The sequence below is a fragment of the Rhizobium sp. 22-785-1 genome, from assembly GCF_053521965.1.
Genome location: NZ_JBNWDI010000002.1, coordinates 354,351 through 374,485, shown reverse-complemented (window position 1 = coordinate 374,485; position 20,135 = coordinate 354,351). Strand labels below are relative to the sequence as shown.

Here is a 20,135-nt window from a genome sequence, read left to right as displayed (position 1 = left end):
GAGCCCGAGCATGATGATCAAGCGGCGATCAGAGCCGCGCAAAACGCTCTGTCAAAAGCGCGAAGAAGCCGTCCGCATCCACGTCGCGCAACACCTTGGCATTGACCGGACGGTTGGTCACCTTCCACCAGTCGACCACTGTCATGCCCATGGTCAACTCGGATGATGTTTCGATTTCCACGTTGCAATCGCGCCCAGCGAAAAGCTCAGGCTTGATCAGATAGGCAATCACGGTTGGATCATGCAGAGGCCCGCCATCGGAGCCGTACTTCTCCACGTCGAAGCGCTCGAAGAATTCCAGCATCTCGGCCATGGCGATGGCTGGATGTGTGCCAATATCGCGAATGCGGGCGACGCGGGCCTTGGTGGTCAAAAGCTTGTGCGTCACGTCGAGCGGCATCATGACGAGCGGAATGCCGGAACGGAACACGATATCGGCAGCATGTGGATCGACATAGATGTTGAATTCGGCCGCTGGCGTAATATTGCCGCCTTCGAAGAAACCGCCGCCCATCAGCAACAGTTCCTTCACCCGCGGCGCGATATCCGGCGCCTTTTGAAGAGCGGTGGCGATATTGGTGAGTGCGCCGAGCGTGCAGAGCGTCACCGTGCCTTCCGGCTCGCGACGAAGCGTTTCGATAATGAAATCTACCGCATGCTGCGGCTGTGCGGCAAGTGTCGGCTCCGGCAGGGTCGGGCCGTCTAGACCTGTGCTGCCATGCACATGCTCGGCGGTGATCGGCGGACGAACCAGAGGACGCTCGCAGCCTTCGTAAACCGGGACGTCCGAACGGTTGCAAAGTTCAAGGACGATGCGGATATTGCGGCTCGTGAGTTTAAGCGGCACGTTGCCGGCCACAGCGCAGAGACCGAGAATTTCGATCTCTTCGGGACTTGCAAGAGCGAGCATGATCGCTGCCGCGTCGTCCTGCCCGGGATCGGTGTCGATAATGATTTTTCTGCGCTCGGCCATGATAATCCTGTTTGTCTTGATTGATGTCTTTTCAAGCTGCTTTTGACGCCTTGTCAATGGCCTCTCTGAGGTCCTGTCGGGTGCGGCGTTTTTCGAGAAGTCGTGTTCTTGCGTTTCGAACACCATGTTACCATATGCGAAAGAGCTGCCGAACCGGGGCTGGGTGCCGCATCATGACGCGCGCGCCACAAGATCGTCGCTTGGATGCAAGGACACTGGATTATGAGCCGTATGACACCCTTCACGCACCCGCTTATGCTGGGCTTCGATGCCATGGAAAAAACGCTAGAGCGCATGGCAAAGTCGAATGACGGCTATCCTCCTTATAATATCGAGCGTTTGGCCGCCGACGGATCGCAGCCGGAGCGGCTTCGCATCACCATCGCTGTTGCCGGTTTTTCCGAAGACGACCTAGACGTGACCACGGCGGATAATCAGCTCATCATCCGCGGGCGCCAGCAGGATCAGGAAAAGCGTGACTACCTCTATCGCGGTATCGCCGCGCGGCAGTTTCAGCGGGTGTTCGTGCTGGCCGACGGCATGCAGGTGAATGCCGCACGTCTGAAGAATGGTCTTCTTTCCATTGAACTCACCCGTCCGGAAATCTCCAACGTGGTGAAGAAAATTAACATTTCCGTCTCACAGTAGTCTCCAGGCCATCATGCTGATTCCGGTCAGTATTCTGGTTCTGAAGCAATGAATCGGCGCGAAGTTCCTGGTGATTTCGCTCAGGCAAATCACGCGCCGACGTGAAGTTCAGAGCGTCTCAAGCATGTTCTTGACGGACAGGCGGCGCTCTATGGAGGCTGAAATATGCTTTTAAAAGAAGCGCATGCGCGCCTGACCAAATCCCAGCTTGCCCATCTTGGTGCCGGTGAAGTGGGCTACATTCGCAAGATGCGGGCTGAACAGGTATCCAAATGCTTTCCCGAAGCGCCTGAGCTTGATCCAGGCCTCGATCTTTGGGCTCTTTTCGGAGCTGACGGAACCCCCATTCTTTTGACCGACAACCGCTCCAGCACCTTTTTCAAGGCGGCTGAGGACGAGTTGCGCACCATCAGCTTGCACTGAACGCCCTCTCAAGGACGCCAGTTGGTCCTGACGTTAACGCCCCATATCAAAAGGCCCACCCTTGTGGGGCGGGCCTCATGAAACGCAACTGAGTTTTACAGCCAGGGACGGTCCGGCATGTCATCAATGCTGATCACGCCATCACCATTGCTGTCGAGGCGTGTGAAGATCTTTTCGCCAGCAGCCATGAATTCAGGTTTGCTGAGCTGGCCGTTGCCGTCCGTATCGGCCGTGGCGAACATGCCGCCCATCTTGCCTTTACGACCTTGACCCTTGCCGTCTTCGCGTGCCTGACGAGGCTTGCTCTCGCGCTCGCTGTCCTTCTTGTCGCCTTCGGCCTTCTTCTCGCTGCCTTCGGTGGCAGCTTTTTCAGGCTTCGGATTGGCCGCACGCCATGCGTCCATCTTCGTCTTGCGATAATCACGCATTTCCTTCGGCGTGATGGATCCATCCTTGTCGGCATCGATCTCGGTGAAGAGGGCTTCCTGACGCGCGTTGAACTCCTCCTTGGTGATCTTGCCGTCCTTATTGGTATCGGCGACCTTCAAGAGATGAACGAACATCGGCTCCGGGCGCATGCGCGGACCATCCCGGTCGGCGCCACCACGAGGAGCTGCAATCGTCATGGACGCAGTGGTGCTGAGCATCAGGGCAGCGCCAAGTGCGGTGATGGCGATCTTCCGTTTTAGCATATCGAAACCTTTCCTTTGATGTCCCTCATAAGACGCTAGAGGCGACGCTTCGTTCCCACCAGTTAAACATCGGTAATGCATATGAAATATCGGTAATATACGGCGTACCTTAATCCCGGCTGGATTGAAGGCCCGTCAAAAATTCCGACAGGTTATCGGTGATGTAATCGATATGGTCGTCGGTCTCGGCAGGAATTTCCCAGCGCTCCATTACAATGCCTTCGAGGTTGCGTGGAACGAGGAGCACAGTCCGCATCCCCATGGCCTTGGGCGCAGCAAGGTTGCGCGGCAGGTCCTCGAACATCGCAGCCTTTTTGGTGTCGAGCTGTGTCAATGCGGCAAATTTCTCGTAGGTCTGTCCTGCAGGTTTCGGCAGATAGCCTGCTGCCACTATGTCGAAGATATCCTCGAAGTGCTCGAGAATCCCCAATGCACCAGCCGCCGCCTGCGCGTGCTTGACGCTGCCATTGGTCAGAATGAATTTGCGGCCAGGCAGAGCCTTGATCGCCTCCCCGAGCGCCGGATCGGGGAGAAGAGCCGAGTAATCAATCGCATGGGCCTTTTCCAGAAAGTCGTTAGGGTCGATGCCGTAATGGATCATCAGTCCTTGGAGCGTCGTTCCGTGCTCATGGTAGTAGCGCTTCTGAAGAACGCGCGCCTCCTCGGGGTCCATCTGCAACAGCTCCGCCACATAGGCGGTCATGTTGCGGTCGATCTGGGAAAAGAGGTTGATGTGATGCGGATAGAGCGTGTTATCGAGATCGAAGACCCACTCCGTCACATGGGCGAAATCGGCGGGCTCGGCTGTGTTTTTTGGCTTTGTGTTCATGAAAGGCTTTATGCCCTTTTCATCGGTCAAATAAAATCGAAAACGCGCTTATAGTAACGAAAACCGTCCTTGGCGGTTAACCTGCGCGGATGCTAATCGAGAGCATGGAATTGTGGATTGGCATCACCCTGGTCAGCGCTTTCTTGCAGAATTTGCGCTCGACCTTTCAAAAACACCTGAAAAAGAGCATGGGCACAACTGGCGCGACCTTTGTGCGCTTCGGTTTCGGGATGCCCTTTGCGCTCGTCTATCTTGCCATCCTGCATTTCGGGTTGGCGAGGCCACTGCCATTGATCAACGGAGCCTTTGTCCTTTGGTCGGCGATCGGTTCGATGACGCAGATCGGTGCGACCTTCCTGCTCGTGCATTTGTTTTCCTTCCGCAACTTCGCCGTCGGCACAGCCTATTCGCGCACGGAACCCGCACAGGCTGCACTGTTCGCTCTCGTTTTCGTTGGGGAAAGCGTGAGTGCCGGGACGCTGCTGGCCATTGCCATCTCGGTCTCAGGTGTCATGCTGATTTCCGTAGCGAGAACGGCGCTTTCGCCCGTTTCCATCATAACATCCGTGTTCAGCCGCATTGCGGGCATTGGCCTCGCATCGGGCGCTCTTTTCGGTCTTTCCTCGGTCGCATATCGGTCCGCATCGCTGTCGATTGCGTCCAGCCTGCCAGCACCGGACGCAGTCATGCAGGCGAGCTTTACACTCGTCGTGGTCATCGTGACGCAGACTGTTGCAATGCTCATCTGGATTTTGCTGCGAGAGCGCGAGGAGCTTGCGCGTATCGCCAAAGCTTGGAAGCCGGGGATCGCCGTCGGTTTTGTCGGCGCTACCGCCTCATTCGGCTGGTTCACGGCGATGACGCTGCAACAGGCCGCAATCGTCAAGGCTCTGGCGCAGGTGGAAATGCTCTTTGCATTCGCCTCGACGGTGTTCGTATTCAAGGAGAAGATCAACAGACTTGAATTGATGGGCTGTCTGTTGATCGTCCTCGGCGTTTTGGCTCTTCTCGCCTTCGGCTAGAACGTTTCCATAACGAGGAAACGCTCTCACCAAAGCCGAAGGCTTGTGTCTCAAGGCACGATCAGTGTGCCGGCGCCTTCCGTAAAGATCTCCAGAAGAACCGAGTGGGCAGTCTTGCCGTTCAGAATGACGACGCCCTGAACACCCGCCTTAATCGCCTCGATGCAGGTTTCCACCTTCGGGATCATCCCGCCGGAAATCGTGCCGTCCTTGATAAGGGCCTTGGCCTGGGAGACCGTCAATTCCTTGATCAGTTCCTTGTTCTTGTCGAGAACGCCTTCGACATCGGTAAGGAACAGCAAGCGTGTCGCGTGCAGCGCACCGGCAATGGCGCCGGCAAATGTATCGGCATTGATGTTGTAAGTGGCGCCGTCGCGGCCAGGCGCTACGGGAGCGATGACCGGGATCATCTCGGATTTCGCCAGAAGATCGAGAAGGGTGCGATCAACTTCCACGACTTCACCGACGAAACCGAGATCGAGGACCCGCTCGATATTGCTGTCCGGATCGATCACGGTCTTGCGCGCCTTTTCGGCAAAAACCATGTTGCCGTCCTTGCCGCACAGCCCGATGGCCCATTCGCCCGTCTGATTGATGAGCGCGACGATCTCCTTGTTGATCGAGCCCGCCAGCACCATTTCGACGATTTCGACAGTCTTGGCGTCGGTGACGCGCAGGCCACCTTCGAACTTCGATTCGATCCCCATCTTGGACAGCATCGCGCCGATCTGCGGACCCCCTCCATGCACCACGATCGGGTTGATCCCGGACTGTTTCAGGAGTGCAATGTCTTCGGCGAAGGCTTTTCCGAGCGCCGTGTCTCCCATGGCGTGGCCGCCATATTTTACGACGATTGTCTTGTTTTCATACTTCTGCATGAAGGGCAGGGCCTGAGCCAGAAGCCGGGCCTGCATTTCGCTTTCAAAACTCGCCATTGGGAAACCTCGTCTTTGATTGCGCCGCTTGTAACGCAAGTTTTTGACGGATGAAACACGGATGGGCCAAGTGGGGAGCATAAAATTCACAGAGGATGCCATATGCGCAGTCAATAAGATTGACACGGCGGCGCATTAGGGCGAGCCTCGTTTTGGGAGTCTGCGTCCGGCCCACCGAGATTCGATTGGGCAGGCCGTCATGATGACGGTGGCGCGAAGCAGCGGAGTTTGATGAAGACATGGCCTTGCCGGATAAGGATATGCGCGGCGGTTTGAAGGATCAGGTGCTGGCGGGCAAATATGTGCTCGGCGCACTGCCGGAAGACGTGAAAGCCGAGCTTGCCGTAAGGGTTAAGAACGACAAGCAATTCGCCAACATTGTCCGGCGCTGGGAAGACAATCTCGCCAAGACGGAAGTCCGTGAGCAGCGCAACTTCGCATCCTATGTCGATGCCTCAATGGATCACGCGCTCCGTCGTTCAGACGACAAGCTGCATCGCAGCATCTATGGCCGTTTCGCCATCCTCACCGCATTGTGGAATTCGGCGCGTTTCTGGCGCATGACCACGCTCGCCGCCGTTCTTTGGGCCGGGGTGCTGCTGTTTACCAGCATCTGATTTGCTGATGAGCCCTGACTGCGTCAGGGCTGCGGGTAGCCGACGGTCTTGAGAATTTCGGCGCGCAACTCGTCCAGTCCTGATGATTTTTCAGAGGACGTAGCCAGAACTTCGGGATAGGCTGCCGGGCGCTTTTTGATCTTTTCCAATGTCTCGCTGATCAGGCGCGGAACGGCTGGTTCTTTGATCTTGTCCGTCTTCGTCAAAACGATCTGGTAGGACACGGCTGCCTTGTCGAGCAGGCTTAAGACATCCTCGTCATTCTTCTTGATGCCATGGCGAGAATCGATCAGCACATACACGCGCTTCAGCGTCGCCCGACCGCGCAGATAGTCGAAGACGAGTTTCGTCCAGTTATCTACCTGATCCTTGGGGGCCTGCGCGTATCCATAGCCTGGCATATCGACCAGCGCCATTGGCGGAAGGTCGTCTCCGGCACCGGAATAGCCTTCGGGCACGAAGTAGTTGAGCTCTTGAGTGCGGCCTGGCGTATTCGAGGTGCGCGCCAGTCCCTTGTGACCGACGAGCGCGTTGATCAGCGAGGACTTGCCGACGTTCGAACGCCCGGCGAAAGCGATCTCTGCCGGGCCCTCGGGTGGAAGGAACTTCATGGCCGGAACGCCGCGGATAAAGATCCACGGCCTTCCGAAGAGGGGCTTGTCAGCCGTCATTTGGATTGCACCGGCTTTCGTTTGAACAACCCTTTAAGATTGTCGAAGAGCTCTATCTTGGCGCCATGGCGCTTCATGATAACCGCCTGCTGCGAGATCGACAGCGTGTTGTTCCATGCCCAGTAGATGACGAGACCGGCCGGGAAAGACGCCAGCATGAAGGTGAAGATCAGCGGCATCCAAGTGAAGATCATCGCCTGGGTCGGATCCGGCGGTGTCGGGTTCATGCGCATCTGCAGGAACATAGTGATGCCCATGATGATAGGCCAGACACCGATCATCAGGAAGTGCGGCACGTCATAAGGCAGAAGCCCGAACAGATTGAAGAGCGAGGTCGGATCTGGCGCGGACAGGTCGTGGATCCAGCCGAAGAAAGGCGCGTGACGCATTTCGATGGTGACGTAGATGACCTTGTAGAGCGCGAAGAAGACCGGGATCTGCAAAAGCATCGGCCAGCAGCCGGCAATCGGATTGATCTTTTCTTCCTTATAGAGCTGCATCATCGCCTGCTGCATGCCCATGCGGTCGTCGCCGAACTTGGCCTTCAACTCTTCGATCTTGGGCTGCATGCGCTTCATGTTCGCCATGGAAGCGTACTGCTTGCTGGCAAGCGGGAAGAACAGAAGCTTGACGACGATGGTGGTGAGCAGGATCGCCACGCCGAAATTGCCAAAATAACGGAAGAAGAAATCCATCAATTTGAACATCGGCTTGGTGATGAAGTAGAACCAGCCCCAGTCGATCAAAAGATCGAACTTCGGAATGGTATACTGCGTCTCGTAGCGGTCGACGAGCGGCACTTCCTTGGCGCCAGCGAAGATAAGGTTCTTCAGTTCGGCAGACTGCCCCGGTGCCACGGTCAGCGCATCGCTGCGGTAGTCGGCCTGGTAGCGCGGCTGACCATCGGTGAAGTGGGTATAGCGGGTTTCGACAGCCTTGTCCTGAGGCGGAACGATTGCCGCCGCCCAGTACTTGTCGGTAATGCCGAGCCAGCCACCGGTTGCCTTCGGCAGAACGAATGGCTGTTCCTCTACCTTCTTGTAGGTCTCTTCCGTCAGGCTGCCATCAGCGCCGGCTACGCCCAGAAAGCCTTCGTGAATGACGAAGACAGGCGGGGTAACAGGCTTGTTGTTACGGGTGATACGGCCATAAGCCGACAGCGTGATCGCCTCCTGACCTGGGTTCTCGATCTTGTCGGTGACCGTGATCATGTAGTGATCGTCAATCGAGACCGTGCGGTTGAACACCACGCCCTTGTCGTTGGTGTAGGAGAGCGTCACCGGTGTCGTCTCGGTCAGCTTTGCTCCAGCGGGAGCCGTCCACACCGTGGCTGGGCCAGGCACGGAGCCAACGCCGTCATTGCCGATATAGCCAAGCTCGGTGAAGTAGCCATCATGCGTATCGGAAGGCGAGAAGAGTGTGATGATCGGGCTCGAGTCATCCACCGTCTCGTGGTAATCCTTCAAGCGAATGTCATCGATACGCGCGCCCGTCAGATTGATCGAGCCGGCGATTGCGTTGGTGTCGATCTCGACGCGCTGCGTCTTTGCCAGTGCATCGGCACGCGAAATGGTCGCGGCCTGCTGACTGCTCGCGCCGGGGAGCGTGCCGCTCGGCGTGGTTGCCGGGGTCGCTGTGCCATCGGCTGGCGCCGGTGCCGTCGTGGTCTGTGTCTGCTGCGTGGCCTGCTGCGCCTGGCGTACCTCTTCGGCGCGGCGCTGCTGCTCGATACGCGGGTTCATGTAGAGAAACTGCCAGGCAAGTACGATGACAACCGAAAGGGCGATCGCGATGAAGTAATTGCGGTTTTTTTCCATCATTCTTTCCTGGAGCGGGTCTCCCGGGAGCGTCCGTTTTTCGCGCGTCCCTCGATCCGCTCTATGAGCAAGTTTTCCAGTACGGCGAAATCGGTATTCAATGCGTCCCTTCGGGCGACAATCACATAGTCATGCCCGGGTTTCATTGCAAACCCGGCAGAAAGCCTGACGGCTTCCCTGAGACGGCGGCGCATACGGTTGCGTTCGACCGCGTTTCCCTGGCGCTTGGTGACGGTAAAACCGACTCTTGCTTCGGTTTCAGGAGCCTGCCGATCCAGAACCTCCAGAAGAAAAGTGCTTCCGCGCCTTTTCTCACCCGCCTGAACGGCAAGGAAATCCGGCCGGTTTTTCAACCGACCGGGCATTTTCTTCTCATCTGCCATCTGCCGCGACTTTCATCGGGCAACCACTTGATTAAGCGGACAGACGTGCGCGACCGCGGGCGCGGCGAGCTGCAAGAACCTTGCGGCCGCCAGCTGTAGCCATGCGAGCACGGAAACCATGACGGCGCTTGCGAACAAGCTTGGACGGTTGGAAAGTACGCTTCGACATTTATTTAATACCGCGGGGTGCGGCCCTTCTTGACTTTGCCCTTAAGGGCAAGAGCGTTTCGACTAATGCCCGGAAAGCCATCATAGACTGCGAAATGCCCGGACGTGCGGGCTTATAAGGGCTTATCACCCGCAAAGTCAATTGCAGAACCGCATCACGCACCCACGGCGCAAGAGCCCTTTTTGCTCAACCGAAGCCGACAGCTATTCTTTGCACTTTCCCATGATCGGCCTTTTCAAAGATTCTGAGACATAATTAAAATCTGAAATTGTTTCTTAATTGACATTAAATAACGTTCTCTCGACCAAATGGCCGGATGTTTATTCTCCGGTCTCGGTGGGTTTGGAATATCGGGGGAATTCGCAGTGAAAATTCGGAGCAAGATCAATTTACTCGTCGGCTTTCTGAGCCTTGTGGCCTGTAGTATTGGTGGCCTTTCGATTTACGCCATCAACAAATATCAGGCACACACCGTCGCCTTGGATTCCGTTGCAGATCGTGCCCGTTACGGCGAAACCCTTAACAGGCTTGTAAGCGCTGTCGTTATGGAAGCCCGTGGCGTGTACGCGGCAAAGGACACCGCGGCGGCAGGCAAGTTCGCCGATGGCATCATCACCAATCTCGATGCCATGGCAGCGCTTCTCAAGGAGTGGAAGCCGCAGGTTCCGGCCCATCAGGCCGCTACCTTCGACAATATCGAAAAGCGCTTTGCCGAGTTTCGCGCCTTCCGTACCGAGACCGCCCGTCTGGGCCGTGAAGTAGGTCCTCTGGAAGCAAGCGTCCAGGGCAACAATGAAGCCAACCGAGAAAATCGCAAGGCATATCAAGCCGAAATTGACGCAGTTGTGAAGGGCGATCTTAAAGATCTCGACGCGATCAAGTCGGAGATCGACGCCTTCGGCCAGTTTATCTTCCTCGTCGTCGCCCTTGTCACCGTCACCGGTGTCGGTGCTGGAGCCATTATCGGCCTCTATGTCGGCTCCAAGCAGCTGAGTGCGCCGATCCTTGACGTTTCGGAGGTGATGAAGTCTGTTGCCAACGGGAATCTTGAGGCCAAAGTCCCATATCTCGATCGCAAGGATGAGATTGGCGAAATGGCTGCCGCCGTCGAAGTCTTCAAGCGCAATGGCCTGGAAGTGCGACGCATGAACGCGCAGGAAACCGCGATGCGCGCCAAGAGCGACGATCTACAATCGGGCATGGCGGATGTGGTTGGTGCCGCGGCACAAGGCGATTTCAGCCGTCGCATCACCAAGGATTACGGTGACGACAACCTCAACCGCTTCGCAAAGACCATCAACGACCTTCTGAGCAGCGTCGATAGCGGTGTCTCCGAGGCAGGCCGCGTCATGGCCGATCTTGCGCAGGGTGATTTGACGCGCGCCATGACCGGCAACTTCCACGGCGTCTTCGCGGAGCTTCAGGCCAACATCAATGACACGATGGCCAAGCTCAAAGCGACGATGTCGGAAGTGCAAGAAAGCACCGAAGGCATCAATGGCAATGCCAACGAACTCCGCTCCGCGGCTGACGATCTCTCCAAACGAACGGAGCAGCAGGCGGCAGCGTTGGAAGAAACGTCGGCCGCGCTGGATGAGATTACCGCAGTTGTGAAGAACTCCACGGCGCGCGCTCAGGAAGCAAGCACCATGGTGTCGGACGCCAAGGAGAAAACGGCTCATTCCGCGAAAGTGGTTCGCGACGCCGTCACCGCGATGGGCCGGATCGAGCAGGCATCGGGTGAAATCGGCCAGATCATCAACGTCATCGATGAGATTGCATTCCAGACAAACCTCCTGGCTCTCAACGCAGGTGTGGAGGCAGCGCGCGCAGGTGAGGCTGGCAAGGGCTTTGCGGTCGTTGCGCAGGAGGTGCGCGAACTCGCCCAGCGTTCGGCCAATGCTGCAAAGGACATCAAGGCGCTCATCACCAAGTCTGGAGAAGAGGTTGGGAGTGGCGTGACGCTCGTTCGCCAGACGGGTGCTGCGCTGGAAGACATCGAGACTCGCATCTTGAGCATCAATGACCACATCCACTCCATTGCCACAGCCGCACAGGAGCAGGCGACGGGACTTCAGGAAGTCAACACCGCCATCAACCAGATGGATCAGGTCACCCAGCGAAATGCCGCAATGGTGGAGGAAACATCTGCTGCGACCCATAAGCTGAGCGGTGAAGCGGCAACGCTGGTGTCGCTGGTCAGTCGATTCCGTCTTGGAAACGACGTGCAGCAAGGCTCCAGATATGTAGCGCCAGCCCGCCCGTCCTCCGCGCCTGTCGCATCGCCCGCACGCCGGATGATGGGTAATGTCGCCCGTGCCTTCAACGGCTCTGCCGCGATTGCGCAAAGCAGGGACGAGTGGCAGGAGTTTTGATATCAGTCGTTTCCATCGAGACAGCGCCGCCCACACGGGCGGCGTTTTTCGTTTCGCCTCTTCAATCGTGGATCGTCCTCGCATCCGTTTGAATTTTCGCCTCGAATCCTTATGATGACCTGAAATGACGCTGTTTGCCCAAGTGGATGCCGCCTTGGCCTCTGACTGCTGCTGGCAGACCAACAGGAAAAGCCCTGGTGTTTTCGACACTCAGAAACCAGAAGAATGGCGGGGAGGACGATGGGGCGCCCAGGCGATCCTTGCGTGAGGTGCCGGGCCTGACCCAGGGCTTATCGGGCCGCCTGCTTCTGTTGACGATTGTCTTCGTCATGATCGCCGAAATTTTGATCTTCGTGCCATCCGTTGCGAATATGCGTCTCGCCTGGCTGCGTGACAGGCTCAACACCGCCGCTGCCGCAGGCGTTGTGATCGACGGTCTGCAGACGGAGCTTCCCCGCAGCGTCCAGAACGACACTTTGCTGGCAACTGGGGCAAAACTCATCGCGCTGAAAAAGGACGGCACCTCGACGCTGCTTGCGGCAACGGAAGTGCCGCCAAGCGTCGATGACCAGTACGACCTGTCGGACGTCTCGCAATTGCAGGCGGTTCGCGACGCTTTTTCGGTGCTGCTTTTCGGCAAGGATCGCGTCATCCGCGTCTTCGACGTCATCGGTGACAGCAACATGATCATCGAGATCGTGATGAGTGAAAACAGGTTGCGCGCCGCTATGATTGCTTATGCGGGTAACGTGTTGATGATTTCGGTGGCTCTGTCGCTGATTACGGCAAGTCTTATCTTCGTGTCCATCAATCGCATTCTGATCCGTCCCATCCGTCGGTTGACGGTCGGCATGCAGACCTTTGCCGAGAGGCCGGATGATCCCGCAAGCCTCTTCAGGCCGGAGGAGGGGGCGGATGAATTGGCGGTCGCCGGGCGACATCTGGCGGATATGCAGGTTCAATTGCAGAAAACCTTGCGACAACAGAAAAACCTGGCTGATCTCGGGCTCGCCGTGTCCAAGATCAATCATGACATGCGCAATATTCTCGCCTCCGCTCAGCTCATGTCGGACAGGCTGGTCGATGTGGAAGATCCGATGGTGCGCAGCTTCGCGCCGAAGCTTCTGAGAACGATCGACCGGGCTGTCGGATATACGAGTGAGGTGCTGGCGTATGGTCAGGCTACCGAAGGGGCGCCGAAGCGCCGCCTGATCGAACTTGCCGAAGTCGTTCAGGATGTCAGGGATATTCTCGCAATCGAGCCGGAGAGCGGCATCGAGTTCGTCGATAACGTGCCTGCCGGACTGGCAGTTGACGCCGACAGCGAGCAACTGTTTCGCATTCTCTACAACATCTGCAAGAACGGCGTTCAAGCCTTGCAGCAGGCAGGCGGGCAGGATTATCCCTCCAAGCGCCTGACGGTAGCCGCGCAACGAAGCGACAACGTCGTCAGCATTGTCATCGACGACAATGGCCCCGGCATGCCGCAGAAGGCGCGCGAAAACCTGTTCTCTGCTTTTCGTGGCTCGGCCCGTTCAGGCGGAACCGGTCTTGGTCTCGCCATAGCGCGCGAACTCGTCCTCTCACACCGCGGAACGATTGCGCTAGTCGAAAAGGCAGACCGCGGCACACAATTCCGCATCGAAATTTCGGATCGCCCGCAGCCAGGATCCGCTGCTATCGCAAGCTAAAGATCCACGCTTCTTCCCACCGTTTAAAGCCGCATGGACATCGATCATTTTCGATCGCGAATTTGATGCTCAAATTCGCCTAGTCCAGAAGTCTTTAAAATTCAATGGCTTGTAAAATTCATTGCAGGAAAATGACGTTTTGAAAACAAAATCGCTTGCATTCGAAGGTGGGACGTTTTAGAGGATCGCCACGCCAACGGAACACGGTTCCACGGCACGCACCCGTAGCTCAGCTGGATAGAGCACCAGACTACGAATCTGGGGGTCAGGAGTTCGAATCTCTTCGGGTGCGCCATTTCCTTCTCACATACAGATACATGTTGATCGGCAAGAAAAGCCATAAGGCGTTTCTGTTGACGATGTGCTTTCCTCTTGGTCGTTGCGGTGCCACCCCTGGTCTATCGAAGGCTACTTGGTTAGTCTGAGGCAAGCTTTTGGCCTTAAGAGCGTCCTATATTCCAACGATGGGACATAGAATGCTTAATGTTGCAGAAGAAAAAGCTCCCATTTCTGTCGACGCTGACCAACTGCTCTCTAGAACGTTTACGTTCAAGGTCGAGCCGCAAAACTCTGTCATAAGCGAAGATTTCGTCTTTCATCAAAATGGATTTCTTATCGGTTACAGCCATGCCAATGAAACCTACTGGGAGTTGGATGGAAACGTCGTTAATATACTCGATGCTGACGGCAGGGTAACTTGCCAGTTATCACCGCTCTCCGGAGCCGGCGAAGCCATACGGCTGGGTGGTTACTTCCGCAATCCGATGCTCGGGTATGAAGAGACGGCCAACTTTCATGTGCTCGAAGAAAATGCGTCCGACAGTCATACCAGGATTCAGAGTTTTGACCTTTTCGACACGCTTGTCGCCAGACGCTGTTATGATCCGCTGGAAGTCTTCCGCATTGTAGAGCGCAAGGCCGCTGTTCCGGGGTTTGCAGACTGGCGGCACAAAACCGAGATGAGCATATTCGGGCGGCGACCTTACGGGATCGACGATATTTACCTGATCATGGTATCCGAAGGCTTCATCACGCAGAAACAGGCGGCTGTCCTGAGATGGATGGAACTGGAAGAGGAGTGGGAGCATCTCTTTCCAATCGGTGACGTCGTGGCGCGCGTCGGTGCAAACGACATCGTCATCTCTGACATGTATCTGCCGCGCCCTTTTATCGAGCGTGTGCTGCGAGAAAAGTGCGGACTGGAAAACCGGCTCTACCTGAGCAACTACGGCAAGCATCATCGGCAGATATGGCCGGAAATTCTCTCAAATCATAATGTGCGCACACACTTTGGTGACAACATCCAGGCCGATATCATCAGTCCCGCTTCCTTCGGGATCGACGTGGCGCTCGTCAGCATCTCCAAATGGGACCAGACCGAACAAGTCCTGCACGCCATCGGGCTCGGGGCTTACGCGCATGCGGTTCGGGAAGCACGCTTGCGCTCGTTCCACCCAAGCCTTGCCATCCGTCACGCCAAGAGGGCTCAGGCGTCCATCAATATTCCGTTGATGCTCCTCGCGTCCTTCTGGCTCAAAGCCTGCGCACAAGAGCGTGGCGTCGACAAGATTCTGATGGCTGCGCGCGATTGTAACCTGTGGCAGGAGATGCTCGCATCGCGCCATTTTGCGCGGGCGAATATGCCGCCTTCCGAGTATATTCGTATCTCGCGCGCGGTCTGCTACACCGAGTCGGTCGAGTATGAAGCCTATCTGCAAAACAAGCTGGGTCTTCGAAACCTGCTTGTCGATTTCGTCGGAACGGGCAAATCGCTTGGAACGATCATCGATCGGATGGAGCGAAGAGCAACCGTCACACCTTGCATCCTGTTGGGTGAACCCCGCAGCGCCGAAATCGTCGAGACCTTGCCTGAGACGTTTCTGCTTCGGGATTTCACGACCTACCGCGTGTTCTTCGAGGCTTTGAACGCTTCGCTCGAGGGATCGACGGTTCTGACCGTTCCCGACAATTATCGTTTGGCGGTGCTTTTGCAGGAAAATGAGTTCAGTGACGTCGTCAAAACGATGATTGGCGAAATGAGGAGCACGTTTCAGCACTTCATGCGGGACCTCGACCGAATTGATCCGCCTCGAAATCCACCTTCGCTCGATATCTTGCGGCAGGCCGGCGGCGCAATCGTAGAATTATTGCCCGCCTGGAGTGGGAAGCTCTCTGTCCTGGAGGCCGAGCAGAAAAGCAATGTGGCGCAAGGGAATGCGTTCAGGGCGGCTTACGCTACGCATTGACGTCAAAGGGGTCGGGTGCCGGGTAGGCGTGAGAGGCGGCAGGGACACACCGCCTGTCAAAAGTCATGTCTAAGACCGGCAGCATGGCTGGCTTAAGTACGATGCTTCTGTAATAACGTCAGTGGTTGATTGCCGGGGCGTGTCATATGGATTGTGAAACAAAGCCTCTGCCTGTTCCTGGAGTGTCGGAATGGCCGCAAGGCTCGTTACCTTTGTCACCATGCTTGCGATTCTGGCCAGTTGCGGCGGGCGTCCCATCGGTGTGATGACGCCAACGGGCCAGGTGGTGCAAGGCACGACGCCGGTCAGCCTGTTAGTGGCAACCACACGTGCCCCGGCTGAAGACAAGGCGGTCCTGTTCGGTGGCGAGCGCGGAACGGGTCTGAAGGTGGATGCGGTGACGGTCTCCATTCCACCAGCTGCCAACCGCAAGGTCGGTCAGGTGCAGTGGCCGAAGAAGCTGCCGCCAGACCCATTGAAAGACTTCACCACGATTTCGGTTGAACCGGTGACCTCGGCTGCCGATACGCGGAGCTGGATCAAGCGACATAGCCCGAAAGACCGGCGTGTTCTGGTCTTCGTCCACGGCTTCAACAATCGCTATGAGGAATCGGTCTACCGTTTTGCCCAGATCGTCCATGACTCCGGAACGGATGTCGTCCCGGTTGTCTTCACCTGGCCCTCGCGCGCCAGCATCTTTGATTACAATTACGACAAGGAAAGCACCAACTACTCGCGTGATGCGCTGGAGGAGATGCTGACGCGCCTTGCCAAGGACAGCTCCGTCAGTGACGTGACCGTCATGGCCCATTCCATGGGGACTTGGCTTGCAGTTGAGGCGCTGCGCCAGATGGCGATCCGCAACGGTCGTGTTTTGCCGAAGATCAACAACGTCATCCTGGCGGCTCCCGATCTCGACGTGGATGTGTTCGGGCGTCAATATGCAAGCCTTGGCAAGGACAAGCCGAAATTCACGCTCTTCGTCTCTCAGGATGACCGGGCGCTCAGCCTATCGCGCCGCATTTCCGGCAATGTCGACCGACTTGGCCAGATCGATCCCGCTGCCGAGCCCTATCGTAGCGAGTTGGAAAAAGCCGGCATCACGGTTCTCGATTTGACCAAGCTGCAATCGGGAGACAGACTGAACCATGGGAAGTTTGCCGAAAGCCCGGAAGTCGTAAAGCTGATTGGTGACCGCTTGATCGCAGGCCAGACCGTGACCGATTCCGATGTCGGTCTGGGTGAAGCCATCGGTGCTGTCGGCATCGGTGCGGCGCAGACGGTTGGCACAGCGGCGAGTGTGGCCATCAGCGCGCCGATTGCCGTCTTCGATCCGCGCACGCGCGAAAATTACGGTCGTCAGGTCGAACGTCTTGGTCGTTCCGTGGAGAACACCGTGGGCTCTGTGGGCGATACCGCCACCAGCGTTGTCGATCCGCAAGTCCTCGATAGCGGAACGCGAAGCCAGACGGACTGCTCGATCCGCGTCAATCGCGACAATGCTGCCTGCCGCGCACGCTGATCTGCCAATATACAAACAGTATTTTATCGGCTATGACGGGGAAAATTCCCTCTCGGAGTAAGGCCCCATGCGCTGGAAACGCACCCTTCAGCTTCTCGATGTCCATTGCGAAGGCGAGATCGGTCGTGTCGCGACGGGCGGCGTGCCGAAAATTCCGGGGGCAACCGTTGCCGAGCAGCTTCATTGGCTGAACACCGATCCGAAGGGCGAGGAGCTTCGCCGCTTCCTGACGCTCGAGCCCCGCGGCACGCCGATCGGCTCCGTCAATCTGCTGCTGCCGCCCAAGCACCCGGATGCAGATGCCGCCTTCGTCATTCTCCAGCCCGATCAGGCGCATGCAAGCTCCGGCTCCAACTCCATCTGCGCCACCACTGCTCTGCTGGAAAGCGGCATGGTGGAAATGAAGGAGCCGGAAACCATCGTGATGCTGGAAACCGCCGCTGGTCTCGTCAAGGCAACTGCTACATGCCGGGATGGGCGCTGCGAGAAGGTCAAGCTCACCATGGTGCCGTCCTTCGTTCACGAGTTGGACGTGGAGATCGACACGCCGGACTGGGGCCGCATCCGGATGGATATTTCCTATGGCGGCATTTTCTATGCGCTGGTGGATGTTCGCCAGATCGGGCTGACCATCGACAAGGCCAATGCCGCCAAGCTTGTGGCCGCCGGCATGGTGTTAAAGGATATCGTCAACCGCGACATTCCGGTGGTGCATCCGGAAATCCCCGCCATTTTCGGCGTCGCCTATGTGATGTTCCGCGATACGGAAGAGGATGGCACCATTCGCACCTGCACCACCATGTGGCCGGGCCGGGCGGATCGTTCGCCCTGCGGCACGGGCAACTCGGCCAATCTGGCCACGCTTCACGCGCGCGGCAAGGTGAAGGTGGGCGATACCTACACGTCGCGTTCGATTATCGGAACGGAATTCGAAGTCGGCCTTTCGGCCCTTTCGCAGGTGGCGGGAAAGCAAGCGGTCATTCCCACTATTACCGGGCGCGGCTTTACCTTTGGTCTGCACCAGATCGCACTCGACCCGTTCGATCCGCTGGCCGATGGCTTTGCCATGACCGATGTCTGGGGTCCGCAGGCAGGCTCCATCGGTGAGGCGAAAAAGTAGCCCCAAGTCGTCCAACAGCGCTGTCTTCTTCGGCAGAAAGGTGCTAAGCGGGCCGCACCCCATACATTGTTCTTCGCAAGGTCTTCACGCGCAAACTGCGAGATACTTTGCGCCGACCTGCTTGAGAGGCTCACGATGCAGACGATCACCCTTCGCCGCCCGGATGACTGGCACCTGCACCTGCGCGATGGCGCAATGTTGGAAGGCGTGATTGGCGATACCAGCCGCCACTTTGCCCGTGCCATCATCATGCCCAACCTCGTGCCGCCGGTCGTCACTACGGCAGACGCGCGCGCCTACCGCGAGCGCATCGTCAAGGCCATTCCCGCTGGCGACCGCTTCGAGCCGCTTATGACGCTCTATCTCACCGAGCATACCAGCGCCGACGATGTGGAAGAGGGCAGGAAGAGCGGCCTCATCACCGCCGTGAAGCTGTACCCCGCTGGCGCCACCACCAATTCGCATGGCGGCGTGCGCGATATGGACAAGGCGATGCCGGTCCTGGAGCGCATGGCGAAAATCGGCCTGCCGCTTTGCGTCCACGGCGAAGTCACAACGCCAGAGGTCGATATCTTCGACCGCGAGAAAGTCTTTATCGATACGGTTCTTGCACCTCTTCGTCAGCGCCTGCCGGAACTGAAAGTGACGATGGAGCACGTGACGACGAGGGACGGCGTGGACTATATTCGCGGCGCGGAGAAAAATCTCGCAGGCTCTATCACCACCCATCACCTTATCATCAACCGCAATGCCATTCTGGTCGGCGGTATCAAGCCGCATTACTACTGCCTGCCGGTGGCAAAGCGCGAGGAGCATCGCTTAGCGCTGCGCGCCGCTGCGACCTCCGGCGACGCTCGTTTCTTCCTCGGTACGGACTCCGCCCCGCATGTCGATCCGCTGAAGGAGTGCGCCTGCGGCTGCGCGGGCGTCTATACGTCCATCAACACCATGAGCTGCCTTGCCCATGTGTTCGAGCAGGACAATGCGCTGGAAAAGCTCGAGGCTTTTGCGTCTTTGAATGGCCCCGCTTGGTATGGCCTTTCGCCAAATGACGAAACGATCACCCTGGTGAGGCGCGATGACCCTGTGGCCTTCCCGGCAAAGATCGAGACGGGCGCTGGACCTGTGACGGTCTTCGATCCGATGTTCCCGCTGCATTGGGATGTAGAAAACTGATGTTCGAACTGCCGGTTTATCCGGCAGTTTTTTTATCGATGGCTGACAAAAAGAGGAAGATGCCGATGGCCCAATTCAATTTCACCGATCGCACCGTGGTTGCTGAGCTCGTTGCGAAGATGCTGTGGGAAATCAAGGCCGTCCACTTCAACTCCGAAGCGCCCTATACCTTCGCATCGGGCATGAAGAGCCCGGTCTATATCGATATGCGCAAGCTGATCTCCTATCCGCGCATTCGCTCAGCCGTGATGGATTTTGCCGCCGCCAAGATCGTCGCCGATGCTGGTTTTGAGAAGTTCGATTGCGTCGCCGGTGGCGAAACGGCTGGCATTCCCTTTGCCGCCTTCCTGGCCGAACGTCTCGGCCTGCCGATGATCTACTGCCGCAAGAAGCCGAAGGGCCATGGCCGCAATGCGCAGATCGAAGGCCATATGCCGGAAGGCGCCCGCGTGCTGGTCATCGAGGATTTGACCACGGCAGGCGGATCCATGTTTACCTTCATTAATGCCATTCGTGCCGCTGGCGGCATTGTCGATCACGGCATCGCGCTGTTTTACTATGGCATCTTCCCGGAAGCAGAGGCGCGCTTTGCCAACGGTCAAGTGAAGCTGCACTACCTCAGCACCTGGCGCAATGTGCTGGAGGCCGCCCGTTCCGAAAAGCTTTTCGACGATAAGACACTGTCGGAGGTTGAAGCTTTTCTAGATAATCCGCTGCCTTGGTCGGCTCGTCACGGCGGCGTCAGCGAATTGCCGCAATCGTAATTTTGGCTGAACCTTGCCTCTTGTATTGACCGGGGCAAGGTGCTGCCGTTAAGCATCTAATC

General features: G+C 57.3%; 19 protein-coding genes and 1 tRNA gene. 12 read left to right on the top strand and 8 right to left on the bottom strand.

Annotated features, from left to right (window positions below; genetic code table 11):
* Positions 1-28 precede the first annotated feature (28 nt).
* Positions 29-973 carry a nucleoside hydrolase gene (locus tag ACQZ5M_RS06520; protein WP_296078422.1) on the bottom strand — a complete coding sequence of 315 codons (945 nt, stop codon included), beginning with the start codon at positions 971-973 and terminating at the stop codon, positions 29-31.
* A 222-nt stretch (positions 974-1,195) separates the two neighbouring features.
* Here ACQZ5M_RS06520 and ACQZ5M_RS06515 point away from each other — a divergent pair, with 222 nt between their 5' ends.
* Both ACQZ5M_RS06515 and ACQZ5M_RS06510 read left to right on the top strand, forming a co-directional pair.
* Entirely contained in the window at positions 1,196-1,621 is a 426-nt protein-coding gene (locus ACQZ5M_RS06515; RefSeq protein WP_296035406.1) for an Hsp20 family protein, read from the top strand.
* Between the two features lie 165 nt (positions 1,622-1,786).
* The gene (locus ACQZ5M_RS06510; protein WP_062427086.1) at positions 1,787-2,044 is read left to right on the top strand and encodes a BQ00720 family protein; all 258 of its coding nucleotides are present in this window, start codon (positions 1,787-1,789) and stop codon (positions 2,042-2,044) included.
* A 95-nt stretch (positions 2,045-2,139) separates the two neighbouring features.
* Here the strand turns inward: ACQZ5M_RS06510 and ACQZ5M_RS06505 are convergent, their stop codons facing one another.
* Together ACQZ5M_RS06505 and ACQZ5M_RS06500 are read right to left on the bottom strand one after the other, a co-directional pair.
* On the bottom strand, positions 2,140-2,736 hold the full coding sequence (locus tag ACQZ5M_RS06505) for an EF-hand domain-containing protein (RefSeq protein WP_296078423.1): 597 nt from the start codon (positions 2,734-2,736) through the stop codon (positions 2,140-2,142).
* A gap of 109 nt (positions 2,737-2,845) precedes the next feature.
* On the bottom strand, positions 2,846-3,565 hold the full coding sequence (locus ACQZ5M_RS06500) for a pyrimidine 5'-nucleotidase (protein ID WP_296078425.1): 720 nt from the start codon (positions 3,563-3,565) through the stop codon (positions 2,846-2,848).
* 104 nt (positions 3,566-3,669) lie between these two features.
* On the opposite strand from ACQZ5M_RS06500, the gene ACQZ5M_RS06495 reads away from it, so the two are divergent.
* Complete coding sequence (locus ACQZ5M_RS06495) at positions 3,670-4,587, top strand: DMT family transporter (RefSeq protein ID WP_296078427.1); 918 nt, start codon at positions 3,670-3,672, stop codon at positions 4,585-4,587.
* Between the two features lie 50 nt (positions 4,588-4,637).
* Here the strand turns inward: ACQZ5M_RS06495 and argB are convergent, their stop codons facing one another.
* Positions 4,638-5,522 (bottom strand): acetylglutamate kinase, encoded by an 885-nt coding sequence (gene argB, locus ACQZ5M_RS06490; RefSeq protein WP_296021421.1) that lies wholly within the window; start codon positions 5,520-5,522, stop codon positions 4,638-4,640.
* 239 nt (positions 5,523-5,761) lie between these two features.
* Between argB and ACQZ5M_RS06485 the strand changes: the two genes are divergently transcribed.
* Entirely contained in the window at positions 5,762-6,139 is a 378-nt protein-coding gene (locus ACQZ5M_RS06485; RefSeq protein WP_296078429.1) for a hypothetical protein, read from the top strand.
* A gap of 23 nt (positions 6,140-6,162) precedes the next feature.
* Here ACQZ5M_RS06485 and yihA read toward each other — a convergent pair whose 3' ends face one another.
* From yihA to rpmH, 4 genes are read right to left on the bottom strand one after another with little or no spacing between them, the layout of a single operon-like run.
* Positions 6,163-6,810 (bottom strand): ribosome biogenesis GTP-binding protein YihA/YsxC, encoded by a 648-nt coding sequence (gene yihA / locus ACQZ5M_RS06480; protein WP_296078432.1) that lies wholly within the window; start codon positions 6,808-6,810, stop codon positions 6,163-6,165.
* Complete coding sequence (gene yidC / locus ACQZ5M_RS06475) at positions 6,807-8,627, bottom strand: membrane protein insertase YidC (RefSeq protein WP_296021427.1); 1,821 nt, start codon at positions 8,625-8,627, stop codon at positions 6,807-6,809. Before yidC ends, yihA begins: the two co-directional genes overlap by 4 nt.
* The gene (gene rnpA / locus ACQZ5M_RS06470; protein ID WP_296078434.1) at positions 8,627-9,010 is read right to left on the bottom strand and encodes a ribonuclease P protein component; all 384 of its coding nucleotides are present in this window, start codon (positions 9,008-9,010) and stop codon (positions 8,627-8,629) included. The genes yidC and rnpA overlap by 1 nt, the downstream gene beginning before the upstream one ends.
* Positions 9,011-9,041: 31 nt before the next feature.
* Complete coding sequence (rpmH, locus tag ACQZ5M_RS06465; protein ID WP_010972613.1) at positions 9,042-9,179, bottom strand: 50S ribosomal protein L34; 138 nt, start codon at positions 9,177-9,179, stop codon at positions 9,042-9,044.
* A gap of 365 nt (positions 9,180-9,544) precedes the next feature.
* Here rpmH and ACQZ5M_RS06460 point away from each other — a divergent pair, with 365 nt between their 5' ends.
* The 8 genes from ACQZ5M_RS06460 (at position 9,545) to ACQZ5M_RS06425 (ending at position 20,073) form a co-directional block, all read left to right on the top strand.
* On the top strand, positions 9,545-11,554 hold the full coding sequence (locus ACQZ5M_RS06460) for a methyl-accepting chemotaxis protein (protein ID WP_296078436.1): 2,010 nt from the start codon (positions 9,545-9,547) through the stop codon (positions 11,552-11,554).
* Between the two features lie 329 nt (positions 11,555-11,883).
* Positions 11,884-13,245, top strand: a complete 1,362-nt coding sequence (locus ACQZ5M_RS06455) for a sensor histidine kinase (protein ID WP_296078441.1) — start codon at positions 11,884-11,886, stop codon at positions 13,243-13,245.
* A 218-nt stretch (positions 13,246-13,463) separates the two neighbouring features.
* Positions 13,464-13,540 (top strand) — tRNA-Arg (locus tag ACQZ5M_RS06450).
* Positions 13,541-13,721: 181 nt separating this feature from the next.
* Positions 13,722-15,491, top strand: coding sequence for a hypothetical protein (locus ACQZ5M_RS06445; RefSeq protein ID WP_449079281.1), 1,770 nt, complete (start codon positions 13,722-13,724; stop codon positions 15,489-15,491).
* A 190-nt stretch (positions 15,492-15,681) separates the two neighbouring features.
* Positions 15,682-17,013 (top strand): alpha/beta hydrolase, encoded by a 1,332-nt coding sequence (locus ACQZ5M_RS06440; RefSeq protein ID WP_296101525.1) that lies wholly within the window; start codon positions 15,682-15,684, stop codon positions 17,011-17,013.
* A 67-nt stretch (positions 17,014-17,080) separates the two neighbouring features.
* Positions 17,081-18,133, top strand: a complete 1,053-nt coding sequence (locus tag ACQZ5M_RS06435; protein WP_296021442.1) for a 4-hydroxyproline epimerase — start codon at positions 17,081-17,083, stop codon at positions 18,131-18,133.
* A gap of 135 nt (positions 18,134-18,268) precedes the next feature.
* Positions 18,269-19,309: a dihydroorotase gene (pyrC, locus tag ACQZ5M_RS06430; RefSeq protein ID WP_296021445.1), complete on the top strand. Its 1,041-nt coding sequence runs from the start codon at positions 18,269-18,271 to the stop codon at positions 19,307-19,309.
* 65 nt (positions 19,310-19,374) lie between these two features.
* The gene (locus tag ACQZ5M_RS06425; protein WP_449079280.1) at positions 19,375-20,073 is read left to right on the top strand and encodes an orotate phosphoribosyltransferase; all 699 of its coding nucleotides are present in this window, start codon (positions 19,375-19,377) and stop codon (positions 20,071-20,073) included.
* Positions 20,074-20,135 lie beyond the last annotated feature (62 nt).

Coding starts and splice junctions, on each gene's coding strand:
- yidC (WP_296021427.1), bottom strand. CDS start 8,627: ATGGAAAAAAACCGCAATTACTTCATCGCGATCGCCCTTTCGGTTGTC.
- ACQZ5M_RS06485 (WP_296078429.1), top strand. CDS start 5,762: ATGGCCTTGCCGGATAAGGATATGCGCGGCGGTTTGAAGGATCAGGTG.
- ACQZ5M_RS06510 (WP_062427086.1), top strand. CDS start 1,787: ATGCTTTTAAAAGAAGCGCATGCGCGCCTGACCAAATCCCAGCTTGCC.
- ACQZ5M_RS06425 (WP_449079280.1), top strand. CDS start 19,375: ATGGCCCAATTCAATTTCACCGATCGCACCGTGGTTGCTGAGCTCGTT.
- ACQZ5M_RS06500 (WP_296078425.1), bottom strand. CDS start 3,565: ATGAACACAAAGCCAAAAAACACAGCCGAGCCCGCCGATTTCGCCCAT.
- ACQZ5M_RS06520 (WP_296078422.1), bottom strand. CDS start 973: ATGGCCGAGCGCAGAAAAATCATTATCGACACCGATCCCGGGCAGGAC.
- argB (WP_296021421.1), bottom strand. CDS start 5,522: ATGGCGAGTTTTGAAAGCGAAATGCAGGCCCGGCTTCTGGCTCAGGCC.
- ACQZ5M_RS06445 (WP_449079281.1), top strand. CDS start 13,722: ATGCTTAATGTTGCAGAAGAAAAAGCTCCCATTTCTGTCGACGCTGAC.
- ACQZ5M_RS06495 (WP_296078427.1), top strand. CDS start 3,670: ATGGAATTGTGGATTGGCATCACCCTGGTCAGCGCTTTCTTGCAGAAT.
- pyrC (WP_296021445.1), top strand. CDS start 18,269: ATGCAGACGATCACCCTTCGCCGCCCGGATGACTGGCACCTGCACCTG.
- ACQZ5M_RS06435 (WP_296021442.1), top strand. CDS start 17,081: ATGCGCTGGAAACGCACCCTTCAGCTTCTCGATGTCCATTGCGAAGGC.
- ACQZ5M_RS06455 (WP_296078441.1), top strand. CDS start 11,884: ATGATCGCCGAAATTTTGATCTTCGTGCCATCCGTTGCGAATATGCGT.
- ACQZ5M_RS06515 (WP_296035406.1), top strand. CDS start 1,196: ATGAGCCGTATGACACCCTTCACGCACCCGCTTATGCTGGGCTTCGAT.
- rnpA (WP_296078434.1), bottom strand. CDS start 9,010: ATGGCAGATGAGAAGAAAATGCCCGGTCGGTTGAAAAACCGGCCGGAT.
- rpmH (WP_010972613.1), bottom strand. CDS start 9,179: ATGTCGAAGCGTACTTTCCAACCGTCCAAGCTTGTTCGCAAGCGCCGT.
- ACQZ5M_RS06505 (WP_296078423.1), bottom strand. CDS start 2,736: ATGCTAAAACGGAAGATCGCCATCACCGCACTTGGCGCTGCCCTGATG.
- ACQZ5M_RS06440 (WP_296101525.1), top strand. CDS start 15,682: ATGGCCGCAAGGCTCGTTACCTTTGTCACCATGCTTGCGATTCTGGCC.
- yihA (WP_296078432.1), bottom strand. CDS start 6,810: ATGACGGCTGACAAGCCCCTCTTCGGAAGGCCGTGGATCTTTATCCGC.